The 16,513-nt window shown below is 74.5% G+C and carries 20 protein-coding genes; 12 read left to right on the plus strand and 8 right to left on the minus strand.

The annotated features are described in order from the left end of the window. Positions 1–4: 4 nt before the first annotated feature. The 6 genes from xseB to Gocc_RS01880 form a co-directional block, all read right to left on the minus strand. A complete protein-coding gene (gene xseB, locus Gocc_RS01855) occupies positions 5–223 on the minus strand; it encodes an exodeoxyribonuclease VII small subunit (protein ID WP_114794822.1) in 219 nt (72 codons plus the stop codon). After that, on the minus strand, positions 220–1,374 hold the full coding sequence (gene xseA, locus Gocc_RS01860; RefSeq protein ID WP_114794823.1) for an exodeoxyribonuclease VII large subunit: 1,155 nt from the start codon (positions 1,372–1,374) through the stop codon (positions 220–222). The genes xseB and xseA overlap by 4 nt, the downstream gene beginning before the upstream one ends. Positions 1,375–1,438: 64 nt before the next feature. Next, positions 1,439–1,642 (minus strand): hypothetical protein, encoded by a 204-nt coding sequence (locus tag Gocc_RS01865; protein ID WP_114794824.1) that lies wholly within the window; start codon positions 1,640–1,642, stop codon positions 1,439–1,441. Between the two features lie 58 nt (positions 1,643–1,700). Further along, the gene (locus Gocc_RS01870; protein ID WP_114794825.1) at positions 1,701–2,618 is read right to left on the minus strand and encodes a coiled-coil domain-containing protein; all 918 of its coding nucleotides are present in this window, start codon (positions 2,616–2,618) and stop codon (positions 1,701–1,703) included. 17 nt (positions 2,619–2,635) lie between these two features. Next, positions 2,636–3,352: a hypothetical protein gene (locus tag Gocc_RS01875; protein ID WP_114794826.1), complete on the minus strand. Its 717-nt coding sequence runs from the start codon at positions 3,350–3,352 to the stop codon at positions 2,636–2,638. Between the two features lie 13 nt (positions 3,353–3,365). Continuing rightward, complete coding sequence (locus Gocc_RS01880) at positions 3,366–4,052, minus strand: class I SAM-dependent methyltransferase (protein WP_114794827.1); 687 nt, start codon at positions 4,050–4,052, stop codon at positions 3,366–3,368. A 19-nt stretch (positions 4,053–4,071) separates the two neighbouring features. Between Gocc_RS01880 and Gocc_RS01885 the strand changes: the two genes are divergently transcribed. The 5 genes from Gocc_RS01885 to Gocc_RS01905 are packed head-to-tail and all read left to right on the plus strand — an operon-like array spanning position 4,072 to position 7,989. Continuing rightward, positions 4,072–4,626 carry a hypothetical protein gene (locus Gocc_RS01885; protein WP_114794828.1) on the plus strand — a complete coding sequence of 185 codons (555 nt, stop codon included), beginning with the start codon at positions 4,072–4,074 and terminating at the stop codon, positions 4,624–4,626. A 9-nt stretch (positions 4,627–4,635) separates the two neighbouring features. Beyond that, the gene (locus Gocc_RS01890) at positions 4,636–4,926 is read left to right on the plus strand and encodes a hypothetical protein (RefSeq protein ID WP_114794829.1); all 291 of its coding nucleotides are present in this window, start codon (positions 4,636–4,638) and stop codon (positions 4,924–4,926) included. Between the two features lie 38 nt (positions 4,927–4,964). After that, the gene (locus Gocc_RS01895) at positions 4,965–5,873 is read left to right on the plus strand and encodes a proline dehydrogenase family protein (protein ID WP_114794830.1); all 909 of its coding nucleotides are present in this window, start codon (positions 4,965–4,967) and stop codon (positions 5,871–5,873) included. A 9-nt stretch (positions 5,874–5,882) separates the two neighbouring features. Beyond that, the gene (locus tag Gocc_RS01900) at positions 5,883–7,559 is read left to right on the plus strand and encodes a bifunctional lysylphosphatidylglycerol flippase/synthetase MprF (protein ID WP_147281155.1); all 1,677 of its coding nucleotides are present in this window, start codon (positions 5,883–5,885) and stop codon (positions 7,557–7,559) included. Next, entirely contained in the window at positions 7,549–7,989 is a 441-nt protein-coding gene (locus Gocc_RS01905) for a hypothetical protein (protein ID WP_114794832.1), read from the plus strand. Before Gocc_RS01900 ends, Gocc_RS01905 begins: the two co-directional genes overlap by 11 nt. Here the strand turns inward: Gocc_RS01905 and Gocc_RS01910 are convergent. Both Gocc_RS01910 and Gocc_RS01915 read right to left on the minus strand, forming a co-directional pair. Continuing rightward, entirely contained in the window at positions 7,947–8,672 is a 726-nt protein-coding gene (locus Gocc_RS01910) for an SDR family oxidoreductase (protein WP_114794833.1), read from the minus strand. The genes Gocc_RS01905 and Gocc_RS01910 overlap by 43 nt on opposite strands. Then, a complete protein-coding gene (locus Gocc_RS01915) occupies positions 8,672–8,953 on the minus strand; it encodes a hypothetical protein (RefSeq protein WP_114794834.1) in 282 nt (93 codons plus the stop codon). Before Gocc_RS01915 ends, Gocc_RS01910 begins: the two co-directional genes overlap by 1 nt. Positions 8,954–8,986: 33 nt before the next feature. On the opposite strand from Gocc_RS01915, the gene Gocc_RS01920 reads away from it, so the two are divergent. The 7 genes from Gocc_RS01920 to Gocc_RS01950 all read left to right on the plus strand — a co-directional run bounded on the left by Gocc_RS01920 (position 8,987) and on the right by Gocc_RS01950 (position 16,495). Further along, the gene (locus Gocc_RS01920) at positions 8,987–9,874 is read left to right on the plus strand and encodes a DMT family transporter (RefSeq protein WP_114794835.1); all 888 of its coding nucleotides are present in this window, start codon (positions 8,987–8,989) and stop codon (positions 9,872–9,874) included. 24 nt (positions 9,875–9,898) lie between these two features. Continuing rightward, positions 9,899–11,242, plus strand: coding sequence for a cation diffusion facilitator family transporter (locus Gocc_RS01925; RefSeq protein ID WP_114794836.1), 1,344 nt, complete (start codon positions 9,899–9,901; stop codon positions 11,240–11,242). 41 nt (positions 11,243–11,283) lie between these two features. Beyond that, positions 11,284–11,961 (plus strand): fumarylacetoacetate hydrolase family protein, encoded by a 678-nt coding sequence (locus tag Gocc_RS01930; protein WP_114794837.1) that lies wholly within the window; start codon positions 11,284–11,286, stop codon positions 11,959–11,961. Continuing rightward, positions 11,958–12,599 carry an HAD-IB family phosphatase gene (locus Gocc_RS01935; RefSeq protein WP_114794838.1) on the plus strand — a complete coding sequence of 214 codons (642 nt, stop codon included), beginning with the start codon at positions 11,958–11,960 and terminating at the stop codon, positions 12,597–12,599. The genes Gocc_RS01930 and Gocc_RS01935 overlap by 4 nt, the downstream gene beginning before the upstream one ends. Positions 12,600–12,601: 2 nt before the next feature. Continuing rightward, on the plus strand, positions 12,602–14,584 hold the full coding sequence (locus Gocc_RS15895) for a glycoside hydrolase family 15 protein (protein WP_340148091.1): 1,983 nt from the start codon (positions 12,602–12,604) through the stop codon (positions 14,582–14,584). Positions 14,585–14,786: 202 nt separating this feature from the next. Further along, complete coding sequence (locus tag Gocc_RS01945) at positions 14,787–15,485, plus strand: DNA-3-methyladenine glycosylase family protein (protein ID WP_114794839.1); 699 nt, start codon at positions 14,787–14,789, stop codon at positions 15,483–15,485. Continuing rightward, positions 15,482–16,495 carry a GNAT family N-acetyltransferase gene (locus Gocc_RS01950; protein ID WP_181813289.1) on the plus strand — a complete coding sequence of 338 codons (1,014 nt, stop codon included), beginning with the start codon at positions 15,482–15,484 and terminating at the stop codon, positions 16,493–16,495. The genes Gocc_RS01945 and Gocc_RS01950 overlap by 4 nt, the downstream gene beginning before the upstream one ends. Positions 16,496–16,513 lie beyond the last annotated feature (18 nt).

Consider the following 16,513-nt stretch of genomic DNA (forward strand, 5'->3'; position numbering starts at 1 on the left):
GACCTTACAGACCGGGCTCGCCGCTGTCACGGGCGTCGGCCGACAGCGCCTCGATCCGCCCCTCGGCCGCCTCGAGCATCGTGGCGCAGCGGCGATACAGCTCCTCGCCGCGCTGCCACAGCACGATCGCCTCGTCCACCTGCACGTCGCCGCGCTCGAGCCGCCCGACTATCTCCTCCAGCTCGCGCTGGAGCTCCTCGAACGGCCTCTCCGCCTCGCTCACCGCCGCACCTCCTCGACGAGCGCCGCGAGCGCGCCGCGCGCCAGCTCGACCTCCACGTGCGCTCCCGCGGGCACCGTAGCCGCGTCGCGGACAGCCGCGTCGCCGTGACGGACGATCGCATACCCGCGCTCGAGCGTCGCCCGGGGCGAGAGCGCCTGCAGACGGGCGCCCGACCGGTCGAGCGCGGCCCGCCTGCGCTCGAGCAGCAGCCGCGGTGCCGCGCGCAGGCGGTCGTGCTGTCGCGCGAGCCGCTCGCGGTCGCGCTCGAGCAGGCGCCGCACGGAGCGCTCGAGTCCCGTGCGCGAGCGCTGGAGCGACGCCAGCAGCTCGCCGGCGTCGGGCACGACGATGCGTGCCGCCGCGGTCGGCGTCGACGCGCGCGCGTCCGCGGCGAGGTCGCACAGCGGCGTGTCCTGCTCGTGGCCGACGGCCGAGACCACCGGCACCGGGCAGGCGGCGACGGCGCGCACGACGCGCTCGTCGCTGAACGGCAGCAGGTCCTCGAAGCTGCCGCCCCCGCGGGCGACGATGACGACGTCCACGCGCGGGTGGGCTGCGAGCGCCGACAGGGCGGCGACGATGCGCTCCGCGGAACCCGCTCCTTGCACCCGCGTCTCGGCGACGACGACGTGGGCGGGCGGGAAGCGGGCGCGGATGCCGGTGAGCACGTCGCCCCTGGCGGCCGCGTCGGCGCCGGTGAGGAGGCCGACGGCGCGCGGGAAGCGCGGCAGCGGGCGCTTGCGCTCGGCGCGAAACAGGCCCTCGGCGGCGAGCGCCTGCTTCAGGCGCTCGAGCGCGGCGAGATGGTCGCCGCTGCCCAGCCGTTCGATCGCGGCCGCCCGGAACGCGAGCTCCCCCTTCGCCTCGTACAGCTCCGCTCGCCCCTGCACGTGCACGCGCTCGCCGTCCGCGAGCCCGAGCTGCAGCGCGTCGAAGCTCCGGCGCTGCATCGTCGCCGGCAGGCAGGCGCCGGTCGCCGGGTCCTTGAGCGTGAAGAACACGGTCGCCCACGCCTCGTTGCGGCGCAGCTCTGTCACCTCGCCCTCGACCCAGAGCTCGGGGAGCCGCCGCAGCCAGCTTGCGACGCCGCGGTTGAAGGCGGAGACGGGATACACCTTGCGCTCGCCGTAGAGGATCGGCTCGACCTTCATACGGGCAGCGTAGACGCCCGTGCTCGCGTCACCTCGGCGGGGCGGCGGCGCAGGCCTCGCGCGGCTACAGCAGGATCTCGGCGGCGGTCGCCGGCGAGCAGCCCTGGCGGATCAGGTCGATGCAGGTGTGGAGGTCCGCCTCGCTCGCGGCGAGCCGCTCCGCGAGCGGCAGCGGGAAGCCGCCCTCGATGAGGACGTGCAGGCGCCAGCTCTCGACCTTCGCCTGCTCGTTCTCCTGCTCAACGGGTGTTTCGGTCGTCTCAGCCATCTTGTGCCGGGAGATTCGTGATTGATACGACGTTCCCTCCCGCCGATAGTTGGGCGGCTCAGGTCGCCTCGTCGAGGCGTCGCGCGAGCTCCTCGCGCGAGAGAAACTCGACCGCCCGGTCGAGCTCGCGGCTGAGCTGCGACGCCGCCTCCTCGCGGATCTCCCGCATCCGCTCCTCGAATGCGGCCCCCGCGATCTGGGCATGACGCTCGATCTCGCGCTCGCTGACGCGCTCGAGCCGCTCGGTCTGCCTGCGCTCGAACTCCACCAGCGTGACCTCCAGCCGAGCCCGCGCATCCGTCTCGGCGCGCTCGATTCCCTCGGCGATCGCGGCCTCCCGCGCCCGCAGGCGCTCGGTTATCTCCTCGATCGCGCGCCGCCGCTCCAGCGTCTGCGCCTCCAGCTCGTCGAGCGCCTCCGTGACGGCGGTGCTCGCGGCGCGCTCGAGCTCCTCGCGCAGCCGCAGCACTGCCTTGCGCTGCTCGTCGGCCGTCGAGCCGAGCTCCGCCGCCTCCGCCTCGATACGAGCCTCGACCTCCGCGATCGCCTGCTGCTGGCGCTGTATCAGGCGGGCGAGCCGCGCCTCGAGATGGCGCCCGGCACGGTCGACATCCTCGACGACGCCTCGCAGACGGTCTTCCAGGCGGCGCTCGACGGCCGACAGCGTCTCGCTCAGCGACTCGCCCGCCCGCCGCTCGCGCTCGGCTGCGGACGCCCGTCGCTCCTCGGCGATGCGGCGCTCCTCGACCACGAGCTGCGACATCGCGTTGGCGCGCTCGCGGGCCAGCACGTGGCGGATCTCCTCGACGTGGGCCGCGGTCTCCTCCTCGACGGCGGCGCGGAGCTGCGAGCGGGCTGCCGCGATCAGCGCGTCGGCGGCGGCGGCGCGGGCGCGCGCCCGTCGCAGGGCGAGCAGCAGCGCGGCGACCGCGACGAGCGCGGCCACGAGGCCCGCGGTGAATATCCAGACGGCCACGACCTCACCCTAATCATCTACACCCGGAACGCGACGAGCGCGGCGGCGAGCACGACCGCCGAGAGCGCGAGCAGGCGAAGCGCGGCCTCCGGCGCGGCGGCGAGCAGCTCCCGCGTGACGGGCTGCGAGGTGCCGTCCGCGAGCTCGAGCGCGCCCGTGACCGAGGCGACACGGCGCCTGGCGGTACGGGCGGCGGTGGAGAGCCGGCGCTGCGCGAGCGCGAGCGCCGCCGCCCACGCGGCCGCGAGCACGGCCTCCACGCGGATCGTGCCCGCGCACGCGACGTAGCCGGTGATCACGGGGAAGGCGCCCCACGCGAGCGCGAACCAGAGGTCGGAGTGGAAGCGGCCGCCGAGGAGCTCGAGGTTGTACGCGGGGACGAGAAAGGCGCCGGCGGCGACGAGCGGGAGGATCCAGAGGCTGAAGGCGGCGGCCACGGCGATCCCGATCGCGCACGCCGCCGTGATGGAGACGAGCGCGAGCGCGCCGAGCATCCGCCCGGGGATGCCGGTGCCGAGCGGGCGGCCGCAGAGCTCGTCGAGCGCATGCGCGCCGATTCCCATCGCGAGGAAGAACGCGAGCAGCGTCAGGCCCAGGCGCGTCCACGAGACGGCGGGGGCAAGGGCGCCGCCGACGACGACGTACGACAGGTGCCAGGCGGTGTAGGGCGGGTGCAGGAGCGTCACCCAGTCGCGCCAGCCGCCCGGCCGCAGTGCGTAGAACGCCGGCCTCATCGGCGCCGTGCCGTCATCTCTTGACCCCCCATACGACGACGCCGCCGCCGAGGCTCATGCGGCGGGCGCGCACGTCCCGCACGCCGGCGCGGGCCCACAGCCCGAGCTGCAGCTCCAACGGGAAGCGCTCGTAGAAGTCACGGATCGAGGGGCCGAGGAAGCGGCCGACCTCGTGCCAGCCCGGTGAGACGAGCCTGCCCGCGGCGGGCAGGCCGACCGCGACGTAGCGATCCCAGAGAGGGCGCCAGATGCCCCGCGGCAGGCAGAACTCGAGCGAGGCGATGGTCCCTCCCGGCCGCACGACGCGCGCGAGCTCGCGCAGCGTCGCCGCGGGATCGTCGACGTAGCGGAGCAGGTACGTGAAGGTGAGATGGTCGAAGGACGCGTCCGGAAACGGGATCTCCGTCGCCGAGGCCTCGACGAGCTCGACGCGGCCGCCGAAGCGCCGGCGCGCCTCGGCCAGCATGGCGGGGCTCTGGTCGAGCCCGGTGACCCGGAAGCCGCGGCGCACGAGCTGCGCGGCGACGAGGCCCGTGCCGGTGGCGACGTCGAGCACCGTGCCGCCGTCCCGCGGCAGGCGCGAGACCATGAAGCGCCGCCAGCGCGGGTCCTGGCCGAGCGAGAGGGTCGCCCCGACCCGGTCGTAGCTCGGGCCGAGCGGAGCGAAGAGCTGCTGCGCATGGCGGCGTCGGTCGGACATCGGTCTCTATCCTGGCACGGTGACGCTCCTCGCCGACCTCGAGCGCATCGCGGCGGCCGCGGCGCAGCACGCGCCGGAGCAGGCGGCGGTCAGCGCCGTGCTCGCCGCCGAGCCCACGCCCGGCGTGCGCGCCTACCTTTGCGCCTACGAGAGCGAAGGCGGTGAGCGCGCCTGGCTCGTGCTCGACGACGACGGCGTGCCGGTGACCGCGCGGGGTGAGGTGCGCGACGTCGTCGCGATCGCGGCGCTGTGCGAGATCGCGGCGGAGTCCGCTGCCGGCGGCGATCTCGACGAGCTGCTCGCGCGGCTCGTGGCGCTGCGGATGAGCGAGGCCCCCGAGGGCATCGCCGAGGCGGAGGACGCGGTGCGCGCGCTCCAGCGCGTGATCGGCGCGCCGCCGCAGCTCGCCTCGCCCGTGCGCCTGGACGGTATCGGGGCTGCCGCCCGGCGCCTGGAGCTGGCGCTCGACCCGGCCTGCCCGTCGCCGTTCACCGCCGCGCTCAGGGCCGCACAGGGAGCCGTGGATGCGCTGCTGCGCGAGGTCGAGGACTCCTACCGGGCCCGTCTCGTCTAACCTGCGGCCATGGAAGGCGGCGGCTTCTTCCCGTTCGGCGGCGACCCCGAGGAGATCATGCGGGGACTGCGCGAGTTCGCCGAGCAGCAGAGCGAGAGCGTCAAGGAGGCGCAGCGCGAGCAGTTCGCGACGCTGACGCTCAACACCGCCGTCGAGCTGACCGCGGCCGCGCTCGGCAAGCTGCAGCCGTCGGGCGGCATCGACGAGCAGGCGATCGCCCTCCGCGACGCGATGCGGGTGCTCTTCCCGGAGGCCGTCGCCCTGGTCTCGGCGGCCCGCCGGGGCTTCATGCACGAGTAGCCCGGGAGCGCAGACGGGCGACGGTACGATCGGCCGCGATGGGCCTTCTCGACCGCGCTCTCGTCCGTGTCCTGCCGGCCGTGCCACGGTCGGTCGTGCGTCGCGTCTCCGCTCCGTACATCGCCGGTCCGACGCTCGACGACGCCCGCCGCACGGTCTCCGCGCTCAACGCCGAGGGGAAGCGGGCCACCGTCGACGTGCTCGGCGAGGAGATCACCCGGCACGAGGAGGCGCGGGCGATCGCCGACGCCTACCGCGCGGTTCTCGCGGCGATCGAGTCCGACCGGCTCGACGCGAACGTCTCGGTGAAGCTCACGGGGATCGGGCTCAAGCTCGACCTCGGCCTCTGCCGCGAGCTGCTCGAGTCGCTCGTGCGCGAGGCGCGGGCGCGCGGCACGTTCGTGCGCATCGACATGGAGGACGCGACCTGCGTCGACGACACGCTGGCGCTCTACCGCGGGCTGCGCGAAGGCGGGCTCGACAACGTCGGCATCGTGCTGCAGGCGTACCTGAAGCGGACGCTCGCAGACATCGGCGACCTGCGCGACCTGCGCCCGAGCGTGCGCCTGTGCAAGGGGATCTACGTCGAGCCCGCGTCGATCGCCTTCCAGGAGGACGACGTCGTGCGCCGCTCCTACCTGGCCTGTCTCGAGGCGCTGCTCGACGCAGGTTGCAGGGTCGCCGTCGCGACCCACGACGAGCACCTGATCGGGGAGACGCTCCGGCGTGTCGCCGGGCTCGGGCCGGACGCGTACGAGTTCCAGATGCTGCTCGGCGTGCGCCCCGGCCGCGCGACGGAGCTCGTCGCCGGCGGGCACCGGGTACGCGTGTACGTCCCCTTCGGCCGGCGCTGGTACGAGTATTCGCTCCGTCGCCTGCAGGAGAATCCCCGCATGGCGGGGATGATCGCGAAGGCGACGGTCGGGCGTATCGCCGGGAGGGGCTAGCCCGTGCCCGTGCGGCGGCGTCACGGCGAGCCGCGCCGTCTCGTGCCGGCGGCGGCCGCGATCGCGGTTGCGGCGGTCGCGGTCGTGAACATCGCCTCGGCGCTCACGCCGAACGCCTCCTGGCGGGGGCGGCTGCTCTTGCAGGTGGAGCCGATCGGCGCCATGAAGGTCTTCCATGCGCTCGCTCTGCCGGCGGGGACGCTCCTGCTCGTCGCCGCCTTCTATCTCGCCCGCCGCCGCCGCTTCGCCTGGGCGGCGGCGCTCGCGGCGCTGCTCGCGCTCGGGGTGATCGACCTCGTCAAGGGCCTCGATGTCGAGGAGGCGGCGCTGAGCTTCGCGGGTGCCGCGCTCCTGTGGTGGGGACGCGACTCGTTCCACGTACGCCACGACCCGGTACGCCTGCGCTCCGCCGCGTGGCGCGTCCCGCTCGTCCTCGCCGGCACGTTCGCCGTCGCCGCGGTGTTCGTCGCAGCAGCGGCCGAGGGCGGTGGAGGGGTGGTGCGGGAGACGATCTCGCTGCTGCTGTGGCAGCCGGGCAGGCTCTCGTACACGGACGAGCTCGGTTACGTTCCCCTCGCCGTGCACCTGCTCGGCGTCGCGTCGATCGTCGTCTGCATCTGGCTCGTGCTGCGCCCCCTGGCGGCGCCGCGCAGCCTGCCCGATCCGTCGCTGCGCCGAGCGGCGGCCGAGCTCGTGCGCAGCCACGGCGGCGACACGCTGGCGTTCTTCAAGCTGCGACAGGACATCCACTACCTGTTCGACGCCGGGCGCGACGCGTTCGTCGCCTACCGCGTCGAGGGAGGGGTGCTCCTCTGCTCGGGCGACCCCGTCGGCGCTCCCGCATCGATCCCCGCCCTCGTCCGCGAGGCGGTCGCGTTCGCAAAGGAGCGCGGACTGCGGCTCGGCGCGGTGGGAGTGAGCGAGGAGGTCGCGGCGCTGTTCGAGCAGCAGGGGCTGCGCCGCTTCTACCTCGGCGACGAAGCCGTCGTCGACACCCGTGCCTTCTCGCTCGAAGGGCGAGCGATCCGCAAAGTGCGCCAGTCGGTGACCCGGCTCGAGAAGGCGGGTTTCACCTTCGCGCTCAGCGAGCTCGGGGCGCTGTCGGAGGACGAGCTGTGCCAGCTCGAGTCCGTCACCGACGCCTGGCTGCAGGGGGCGCACGAGCGCGGGTTCACGATGGCGATGGACGGCCTGCGCGGCGCGCACCAGAGCGAGACGCTCGTCGCCGTCGCGCGCGACGCGGAGCAGCGGGTGTGCGGGTTCCTCCATTTCGTGCCGTCGTACGGTCGCGCGGCCGTCTCGCTCTCGTTCATGCGGCGCCGTCCCGCGACCCCGAACGGGCTCACGGAGTTCCTCGTCGCCCGCTCGCTCGAGGCGCTCCGCGACCGCGGCGTCGAGCATGTCTCGCTCAACTTCGCCGCCTTCGCGCGCTTCATCCACGATCCCAGGAGCCGGGTGGAGCGGCTGCTGGGGCGGATCGTCTCCCTCGGCAACCCGTTCTTCCAGATCGAGAGCCTCTACCGCTTCAACGCGAAGTTCTCGCCTGCCTGGGTACCGCGCTACCTCGTCTACAGCGGTCTGCTCGGCCTGCCGCGGGCGGGGCTCGCGGCCGCGTGGGCGGAGGGGCAGCTGCCGAAGCCGTTCTCGCGCGGGCGCGAGACGGCGGGATCCCGTCATGGACGCTGACGGGCGACGCGACGGCCGGCGTGCCGCGCTCGTCGTGCTCGGGGCGGTGGTCGTCTCGCTCGTGCCGTGGACCGTCTACCTCTCCCTCGCGCTTCCGGACGAGCACCTCGAGACGAACTGGGCGCTCGTGTGGACGGGGTTCGACAGCGCTCTCGCCGCGCTCGCGATCGGCACCCTCGCGGCGGTCTGGCGCCGCAGCGACGCGACCGCGCTGCTCGCCACGGCGCTCGCGACCGCACTCGTATGCGACGCCTGGTTCGACGTCACGACGGCCGCTCCCGGGGACGAGCTGGTCGTCGCGGCGCTGATGGCGGTGCTGGTCGAGCTGCCGGCCGCCGCGTTCTCGCTGCGGGTGGCGCTGCGCGCCTTCGCCGCTCGCCCGGCCGCTCAGGCCGTGAGCGAGAAGCCGCCGTCGACGACGAGGGTCTGACCCCGCACCATCTCGGCGTCCGGGGAGCACAGGAACGCGACGGCGCCGGCGATGTCGTCGGGGGCGACGATGCGGCCCGCCGCGTTGCGCGCGCCCATCGCGAGCATCTCGTCCCTGTTGGGGAAGTGCGCGAGCGCGCCCGTCTCGACCACGCCGCCCGAGACGGCGTTGACGCGGATCCCGCGCGGCCCGAGCTCGACAGCGAGATAGCGGACGAGCGACTCGAGCGCCGCCTTGGAGGTGCCGACGAGGACGTAGTTCTCGAGCACGCGGATCGAGCCGAGGCTCGAGATGGCCACGATCGACGATCCCGGCGGCATCGACGGCGCCGCGACGCGCGTGAGCGCGAGGAACGCGCGCGCGTTCGCGTTCAGCGTCCAGTCCCAGTGCTTGTCCTCGGTCTCGAGGGCGGGGCGGATGACGCCGGTGGCCGCGTTGTGGACGAGCACGTCGAGCGGCCCGAGCTCCGCGACCTGTTCCAGCACGCGGTCCGAGGTGACGTTTCCGCGCACGAGCACGGGCTCGGCTCCGAGCGCGCGCAGCTCCCCGGCCGTCTGCTCGGCTGCCGTGTCCGAGCGCATGTAGCCGATCGCCACCCGCGTCGCTCCGTCGCGGGCGAAGCGCAGCGCGATCGCCTTCCCGATCCCGCGCGAGCCTCCGCTGACGAAGACCGAGCGGCCCATCAGCCGCCGCGCGGCAGCGGGCGCGAGGCCGGCGCCGACGACGGGATCTCGTCCCAGCCGATGCGGGCGCGCGGCTCCTCCGGCTCGTCGTCCTCCGCCTTCGACGACGCATAGCCGAGTCTCTCGAGCAGGGCGATCTTCTCCTCGCCGAACCTCCGCACGGGGTGCGTCTCCGGCAGGTCGGCGATCAGCTCGCGCACGCGCGCCCGGATCTGGAACGCGAAGTGCGGCGTGGCGGGCCCGGCGAGGGCCTCGATGTCGTCGAAGGTCGGCTCTGTCATCGGAGCCGAAGCCTAACGACTACCGTCCGGGGAATGCGCAGGCCGACGTCCGTCGAGGTGATGCTGCTCTCGGCGATCGGGCTGTGGGCGCTCAACCTCACGGTGACGCGCTACATCCTCACGCACGGTTTCCGGCCGCTCGCCTACGGCACCGTGCGCTACGCGCTCGCTGCGGCGGTGTTCGTCGCCATCACACTCGCCGCGGAGCGCTCGCTGCGGATCGTGCGGCGCGACATCGGCATCGTCTTCGCCGCCGCGGCGACCCTGTGGGTGAACCAGATCGGCTTCGTCTACTCGCTCAAGACGACGTCGGCCTCGGTGATCGCGCTCATCCTCGCCGCGACGCCGATCTTCGCCGCGCTGCTCGGGCTGTCGCTGCGCACGGAGCGGCTGCCCGGCCGCTTCTGGGTCGGTGCCGCGCTCTCGTTCGCGGGCGTCGGCCTCGTCGCCCTCGGCTCGGGCGGCGAGCTCCGCGGCGACCTCGGCGGCATCCTGCTCGGAATGCTCACGGCCGCCACCTGGGCCGTCTACTCGATGCTGATCGCACCGCTCATGCGCCGTTACTCGCCCTCGCGCATCAGCGCCGTCGTGCTCTCCCTCTCCGTGCTGCCGATCGCGCTGTCCGGGCTCTCGCAGACGACCGCGCAGGACTGGGGGCTCGGGTGGAAGGTGTGGGTGCTGCTCGTGTTCGCGACGCTCGGGCCGCTCGTCGTCACGAACGTGCTCTGGTTCCGCTCGCTCGACCGCATCGGCCCGTCGCGGGCGACGCTGGCCACGAACCTGCAGCCGTTCGTCGCGGCGCTGGTCGCGGTCGTGCTGCTCGGCGAGAGCATCGGCGCCGTGCAGGTCGCGGGCGGACTCCTGATCGGGCTCGGCATCCTCGCCGCGCGCCGTCGCCAGGTCAGTCCTCCGCTGGACTAGACCTGCGCCGAATACGCTGCGCGCATGAGCCCGCCGCGGCGTACCGCGCTCGTCTCCGTCGCAGCAGCCCTCGCGCTGGTGGGGATCAAGCTCGGCACCGGCCTTGCGAGCGGCAGCCTCGGGCTCGTGTCCGAGGCGCTGCACTCCGGCACCGATCTCGTCGCCGCCCTGCTCACGTTCTTCGCGATCGGCGTCGCGGGCAGGCCCGCCGACCCGTCACACCCGTACGGCCACGGCAAGGCCGAGCACCTGGCGGCGCTCGCCGAGGCGGCGGTGCTCCTGCTCGTGAGCGTGCTCGTCGGCGTCCTCGCCGTCGCGCGGCTCGGCGGCTGGGTGGAGATCGAGACGACTGCGGCCTGGTGGGTGTTCGCCGCCGTCGGCGTCGTGATCGCGATCGACGTCTCCCGCACCGTCGTGTCGCTGCGCGCGGCGCGCCGCTACGAGAGCCCGGCGCTGCTCTCGAACGCGCTGCACTTCGGCAGCGACCTCGCGGGCACGCTCGCCGTGCTCGGCGGGCTCGTCGCCGTGCGCGCAGGCTGGGCGGAGGGCGACTCGCTCGCGGCGCTGTTCGTCGCCCTCCTCGTCGTCACCGCCGCCGCGCGCCTGATCGGCCGCAACGTCGACGTGCTCATGGACCGGGCGCCGGCGGCGGCCGTGCTCGCCGCCCGCGCCGCGATCGCCACGCTCGAGCCGCCCGTCGACGTTCGGCGCCTGCGCCTGCGCGAGGCGGCAGGACGAACCTTCACGGACGTCGTCATCGGCGTGCCGCCCGGAGACGCCGTGGGGCAGGGGCACGCGCTGGCCGACCGCGTCGAGGCCGCAGTGCAGGGGGTGCTGCCCGGCAGCGACGTGGTCGTGCACGTCGAGCCTGCCGGCGCGGAGGAGGTGCTGCGGGAGCGCGTGCGCGAGGCTGCGATGGGCGTGCCGCGCGTGCGCGAGATCCACGACCTCTCCGTGATCGAGCTTCCGGACGGGATTCACGTGTCGCTGCACCTGAAGCTCCCGGGCGAGCTGCCGCTCGACGAGGCGCACGGACTCGCCGAGCAGGTCGAGCGCGCGATCGTGGACGGGATACCCGAGGTCGTCGACGTGCAGACCCATCTCGAGCCTCTCGCCGAGCTCGCCGCCGGGAGCGAGGCCGACGACGACCCCGCGGAGATCGACAGGATCGTGCGCGAGACCGTCGGCGGCCCGCCGCGCTCGATCCGGTTCCTGCACACCGACGAGGGGCTCGTCGTGTTCCTCACGCTCGCCCTCGACCCCTCCGAGAGCCTCGCCGCCGCCCACGCGACCGCGTCGGGCGTCGAGCGGCGCATCCGCGCCGCCGTGCCGGGCGTGGCCGGGGTGATCGTGCACACGGAGCCCTGACCGACCGCGCGCAGCGGCGGCTGCAGGTTGAATAGAGCGCTGTGCGCCTCTGCATGTTCCACCCGAACGGGCGTCCGCTGGAGCGGGGCTGGGTCGGCCGCGTCGACGGCGACCGCGTGGTCCACCTCGCCGCCCAGACGCTGCAGTCGTTCTTCCTCGGCGGCGGCGGCGCGCGCGAGCACGCCGAGTACGCGCTCGGCGCGGTGACGTTCGTCGTTCCCGTGCTGCATCCGCCCACCGTGCGCCTGTTCGACGGCCAGGAGACGTTCGCGTTCGCCAACGCCGCCGCCGTCACCGGCCCCGGTGCGACGATCGCGGGCCCGGCGCGCACGCTCGACCTGCTTCCGCGCGTGGCGGCGGTGATCGGCGCCGACGAGCAGATCGGCGGCTTCGCCGCCCTCGCCGAGTGGCGCGCCGCCGGGGTTCCGGCGCCGAAGGACAGGGACTTCGCGCTCGTGCTCGGCCCCTTCGTCGTCACGCCCGACGAGCTGCCGGGCGCGGACGTCGAGCTCTCCGTCCGCGCCGGCGGCGGCGAGCGCCTCCGCACCGTCAGCGCCGGCTTCGACTGGGAGGCCGCGCGCGTGCTCGCCCGCGCCGGCACGACGCTGCGCCCCGGGGACATCCTCGCCGGCCCGGCGGCCGGACGGGTGGAGGGGCTCTCCGGCCCGGTCGAGCTCGAGGCAGCCGGCATCGGCGTGCTGCGCCAGACCGTCGCGTGAGGCGCGCGGGCGTCCTGCCGCTCGTCCTCGACTGGGACGGAACGGTGACCGAGACGGACACGCTCCACCTCGTCATCGCGGAGTTCGGCGACCTCGCCGTGTTCCGCGCGCTCGAGGCCGAGATCGGCCGCCGCATGACCCTGCGCGAGGTGATCGCCTGCGAGATGGAGACGGTGAAGGCGGGGCGCGACGAGGTCGTGGCATGGCTCCTGGAGACCGTGCGCGTCCGCCCGGGCTTTGCCGAGCTCGTTGCCGCACACGACCCGCTGATCGTCTCGGCCGGCTTCCACGAGCTCATCGAGCCGGTGCTCGAGCGCGAGGGGGTGCGCGCGCGCGTCGTCGCCAACCGCGTCGTGCCCGACCCCGCAGGCTGGCGCGCCGTCTTCCCGGAGGCCGCCTCCTGCCCGATCTGCGGCGAAGCCTGCAAGCGCCGCTCCGTCGAAGGGCTCGGGCCGTTCGCCTTCGTCGGCGACGGCGTCTCCGACCGCTGCGTCTCGCTCGCGGCGGAGGTCGTGTTCGCGCGGGACGGCCTCGCGCGCCACCTCAGCGGGCTCGGCGTCGACTACAGGCCGTTCCGGGACTTCGACGACGTGCGCATGAAGCTGGCCCGGTCTGCCGCTGGACGGTTGCCACGGTGAGAATGGAAGGGGAGCTCGGCCCAGCCGGCGCCTTCGACGCGACCGGGCGCCGCGTCGCGTTCATGCCTGCCGCCGTGCTCGGCAACGGCTCGCTGCTCGTGACGCTGTCCGCGCGCGGGGAGGTCGAGCGGCTCTTCTGGCCGCACGTCGACGGCCCGCAGCACCTCGGCGAGCTGCGCCTCGGCCTCTGCCCGAACGGGCGCACCCACTGGCTCGACGAGGAGCCCTTCAGCTGGGAGCAGCGCTACGACGAGGACGCGTCGATCCTCCGCACGGTGGCCCGAGACGGCGAGCACACCGTCGAGATCGTCGACGCCGTGCATCCCCACGACCCGGTGCTCGTGCGGCGTATCCACAGCGACGGCGAGGGCAGGCGCATCGTCGCGCTCTGCTGCCCGATGCTCGAGGAGGCGCACTTCTACGGGGCCGCGTACGTCGACCCCGGCACCGGCGCGCTCGTCTTCTACCGCCGGCACGTCGCCGTCGCGATCGCGCTCAGCTGCGCCGACGAGCGCGCGGTCGGGCGAACGCGGCGCGGTCACCACTACTCCGTCCTCGACGATGCCTGCGACGGTCGCCTCGACGGCGACGCCGTCGCTCACCGCCAGCCGCTCGAGGGGGCGCTCGCCGGCGACCTCCGCGGCGACGCCACACTGCTCGTCGCCTTCGCCGCCGACGCCGCCGCGGCGCTCGCGCTGGTGCGGGAGCACGGCCGCGCCGCGCCCGGCGCGGCCGAGACGGCTCGCCGCCGCCACGACGCGGGGCGGCTCGCCGCGGCACGGCCCGCTTCCCCGGGCCCCGAGGGGCTCGACGCGCTCTACCGGCGCTCGCTGCTCGTGCTCGAGGATCTCACCGACCGCGCGACCGGCGCCACGGTCGCCGCTCCCGAGATGGACCCGCGATTCCTCCGCTCGGGCGGCTACGGCTTCGTGTGGCCGCGCGACCTCGCGTACATCTCGCTCGCGCTGCTCGCCGCCGGCAAGGCCGACCTGGTCGCCCCGTCGCTGCGCTGGCTTTCCCGCCACCAGGCGCCCGAGGGGCTGTGGCTGCAGCGGCACTGGACGGACGGAGCGCTCGCGCCGGCCTGGAGCATGCACCAGCTCGACGAGACCGGCGCCGCGCTGTTCGCCTACGAGGCGGCGTGGCGCGAGCTCGAGGACGAGTCGCTGGACGCGGAGCTGTGGCCCTCGATGCGCCGGGGAGCCGACTTCCTCACGCGCTTCGTCGACGGCGAGACCGGCCTGCCGCTCGCGAGCGTCGACCTGTGGGAGCAGCACGACGGCCAGCACACCTACACGGCGGCCGCGACCGTCGCAGGGCTGCGCGCCGGCGCCGCGATGGCCGCTCGACACGAGCCGGCCCTGCGGCGGCGATACGCAGCGGCGGCCGCGTCGATCGCGTGCGCGCTGGACGCCCATCTCTGGAGCGAGGAGCACGGCCGCTTCCTGCGCTCGCGCAACGTCGGCCGGTCGGACGCCGCAGGCCTGCCTCCCGGGTGCGCGTTCGCGCGCAACCTCCCGTACCCGAACCGCACCATCCGCTCCGTCGATCCCCGCGACACACGGCTCGACAGCTCGCTGCTCGGCCTCGCCTGGCCGTTCGTGTCGCTCGACCTCTCCTCGCAGCGGCTGCGTGCGACGGTGGACGCCGTCGCGTCGGGGCTGGCGGCGCCGTGCGGGGGCACCTACCGCCACGAGGACGACACGTATGCCGGCGGCAATCCCTGGCTCATCTCCACGCTGTGGCTCGGCCTCGCCCGTCGACTGCTCGGTGACGAGGTCGGGCATCGGGGCGCGCTCGAATACGTGCTCTCCCGCCGCACCGGGCTCGACCTGCTGCCCGAGCAGGTGCTCCCCGACGGCCGGCCCGCGTGGGTGCTGCCGCTCGCCTGGAGCCATGCGATGCTGCTCCTCGCCGCCCGCCCCGAGCTGACGATCGTGCGCGACCTGGCCGACGCGACGGCGGCGGCGCGGTCGAGCGCGTAGCGCCGACGGCCTCGAGTCGCTCCTGCGCGCGGACGGCGCGCCCGAGGCGCCGAGGCACGCGTACGATCGCCGCATCGCGCTGCTCGCCGTCCCACAGCCGTACGACTTCCTCGCCTCCACGGAGCGGTTCCGCTCCTACGGCGCCGACCGCGCCAACCTGTGGCGCGAGGGCGGCCTGCACCGCGTCGTCCGCGGCCGCGAGGTGCGGATCGAGGCGGCGCCGGGCGGGGTGCGGGTCGAGCCGTGCGACGAGGAGATCGCGGCCGAGGCGGCGTGGCTGCTCGGCGTGCCGCTCGACCTCGACGGCTTCTGGGCGTGGGCGCGGGGCGAGCCCGTGCTTGCCGCGCTCGCGGAGCCGCTGCGCGGATACCGTCCGCCGCTCGTCCCCGACCGCTGGGAGATGCTCGTCACGCTGATCACGGCGCAGCAGGTGTCGCTGCGCTCCGCGTTCGCGGTGCGCTCGCGGCTGATCGAGCGCTTCGGCACCCGTCACGGCGCCGCCTGGGCGTTCCCGTCGCGCGCGCGCATCGCGGCGGCCGCGGAGGGGGAGATCCGCGCTGCCGGCCTCTCGCGGCGCAAGGCCGAGTACGTGACCGGCCTCGCGCGAGGCGATCTCGATCTGCACGCACTCGCGGCGCTTGCGGACGCCGAGGTGGTCGCCGCGATCACGGCGCAGCGCGGGCTCGGCCGCTGGACGGCCGACTGGTTCCTCGCGCGTGCGCTCGCCCGGCCGCACGCGTGGCCGGCGGGCGACCTGGGCGTGCGCAAGGCGGTCTCGTTCTTCTACGGTTGCGGCAGGGAACTCGACGAGACGGAGGTGCGCGCGATGGGAGAGAGGTTCGGTCCCTGGCGGAACGTCGCATGTCACATGCTGCTCGCGGGCGCGAGGTTGCACGGATGACCGTGCGCCGCGCGACGGCCGCGGACCTGCCCGAGCTCGAGGGGCTGTGGCGGGCGTTCCTGGCGGAGGCGCCGCCGCCGCGCGAGGAGGCCTGCCCCGCGCGCGAGGTCGGGGAGATGCGCGAGATCGTCGCCTCCGGACTCGGCTGGGTCGCCGAGCGCGACGGCGCCGCCGTCGGGATGGCGCTCGCACGCAGGCGCGGCGTGCGCGCGGCGCGGATCAGCGACCTGTACGTGCGGCCGGAGGTGCGGCGCGAGGGCGTTGCCGGGGCGCTCATGCGCGCCGTCCTCGCGCACCTCGCCGACGACGGGGTCGAGACGGTCGATCTGGAGGTGGCGGCGTCGAACGCCGCGGCGCGTGCGGTGGTCGCGCGCTGGGGCTTCCGGGAGGAGGCGCTCCTTCTCGCCGCCCCGCTCGCCGGGGTCGCGGAGCGGCTCGGCAAGGCCGTCCAGGCACCGTCGTTCGGCTCGATCCACGCGCAGACCGACGACGTCGACGCCATCGTGAAGGCGGTCGAGACGATGGTGCCGCGGCTGCCGGGCCGCTCGCGCGGCTCGATCGTGACGCAGCCGCGCGGGGGTTACGTCACCGTCTACGACGACGTCTGCGACCGCGACCCCGCGATGCTGCGCCGGCTCGCGAGGGAGATCTCGACGCGTACCGGCCTCGTCGTCATCGTCCTCGGCGTCGAGCAGGAGACGGTGGTGCGGATGATCCTGTTCGACCGCGGCGGCATCGTCGACGAGTACGCGTCCTTGCCGGAGTTCCACCGCCCGCTGCCGCCGGGCGAGGTGGTGGCGCTGCAGGCGAACCCGGTCGTCATCGAGCGCTACACGGGGGCCTCGCAGGCGTCGGTGCGTGCCGCGGCTCCGGTCGCCGGGACGCCGTCCGACCTGCCGCCGGCCCGCGATCTGCTCGCGGGCCTCGCCGCGACCCTCGGTCTCACGGGCGCCGAGCACGGCTGGTCGGACGCGCCGGCCCTCGACGGCGCGATCCGCGTCGAGCGCTAGCGCGGCCCGTGGTAACGG

The organism is Gaiella occulta, from assembly GCF_003351045.1.
GTDB classification, from domain to species: domain Bacteria; phylum Actinomycetota; class Thermoleophilia; order Gaiellales; family Gaiellaceae; genus Gaiella; species Gaiella occulta.

Coding starts and splice junctions, on each gene's coding strand:
- xseA (WP_114794823.1), bottom strand. CDS start 1,374: ATGAAGGTCGAGCCGATCCTCTACGGCGAGCGCAAGGTGTATCCCGTC.
- Gocc_RS01865 (WP_114794824.1), bottom strand. CDS start 1,642: ATGGCTGAGACGACCGAAACACCCGTTGAGCAGGAGAACGAGCAGGCG.
- Gocc_RS01875 (WP_114794826.1), bottom strand. CDS start 3,352: ATGAGGCCGGCGTTCTACGCACTGCGGCCGGGCGGCTGGCGCGACTGG.
- Gocc_RS01880 (WP_114794827.1), bottom strand. CDS start 4,052: ATGTCCGACCGACGCCGCCATGCGCAGCAGCTCTTCGCTCCGCTCGGC.
- Gocc_RS01890 (WP_114794829.1), top strand. CDS start 4,636: ATGGAAGGCGGCGGCTTCTTCCCGTTCGGCGGCGACCCCGAGGAGATC.
- Gocc_RS01895 (WP_114794830.1), top strand. CDS start 4,965: ATGGGCCTTCTCGACCGCGCTCTCGTCCGTGTCCTGCCGGCCGTGCCA.
- Gocc_RS01905 (WP_114794832.1), top strand. CDS start 7,549: ATGGACGCTGACGGGCGACGCGACGGCCGGCGTGCCGCGCTCGTCGTG.
- Gocc_RS01910 (WP_114794833.1), bottom strand. CDS start 8,672: ATGGGCCGCTCGGTCTTCGTCAGCGGAGGCTCGCGCGGGATCGGGAAG.
- Gocc_RS01915 (WP_114794834.1), bottom strand. CDS start 8,953: ATGACAGAGCCGACCTTCGACGACATCGAGGCCCTCGCCGGGCCCGCC.
- Gocc_RS01920 (WP_114794835.1), top strand. CDS start 8,987: ATGCGCAGGCCGACGTCCGTCGAGGTGATGCTGCTCTCGGCGATCGGG.
- Gocc_RS01925 (WP_114794836.1), top strand. CDS start 9,899: ATGAGCCCGCCGCGGCGTACCGCGCTCGTCTCCGTCGCAGCAGCCCTC.
- Gocc_RS15895 (WP_340148091.1), top strand. CDS start 12,602: ATGGAAGGGGAGCTCGGCCCAGCCGGCGCCTTCGACGCGACCGGGCGC.
- Gocc_RS01950 (WP_181813289.1), top strand. CDS start 15,482: ATGACCGTGCGCCGCGCGACGGCCGCGGACCTGCCCGAGCTCGAGGGG.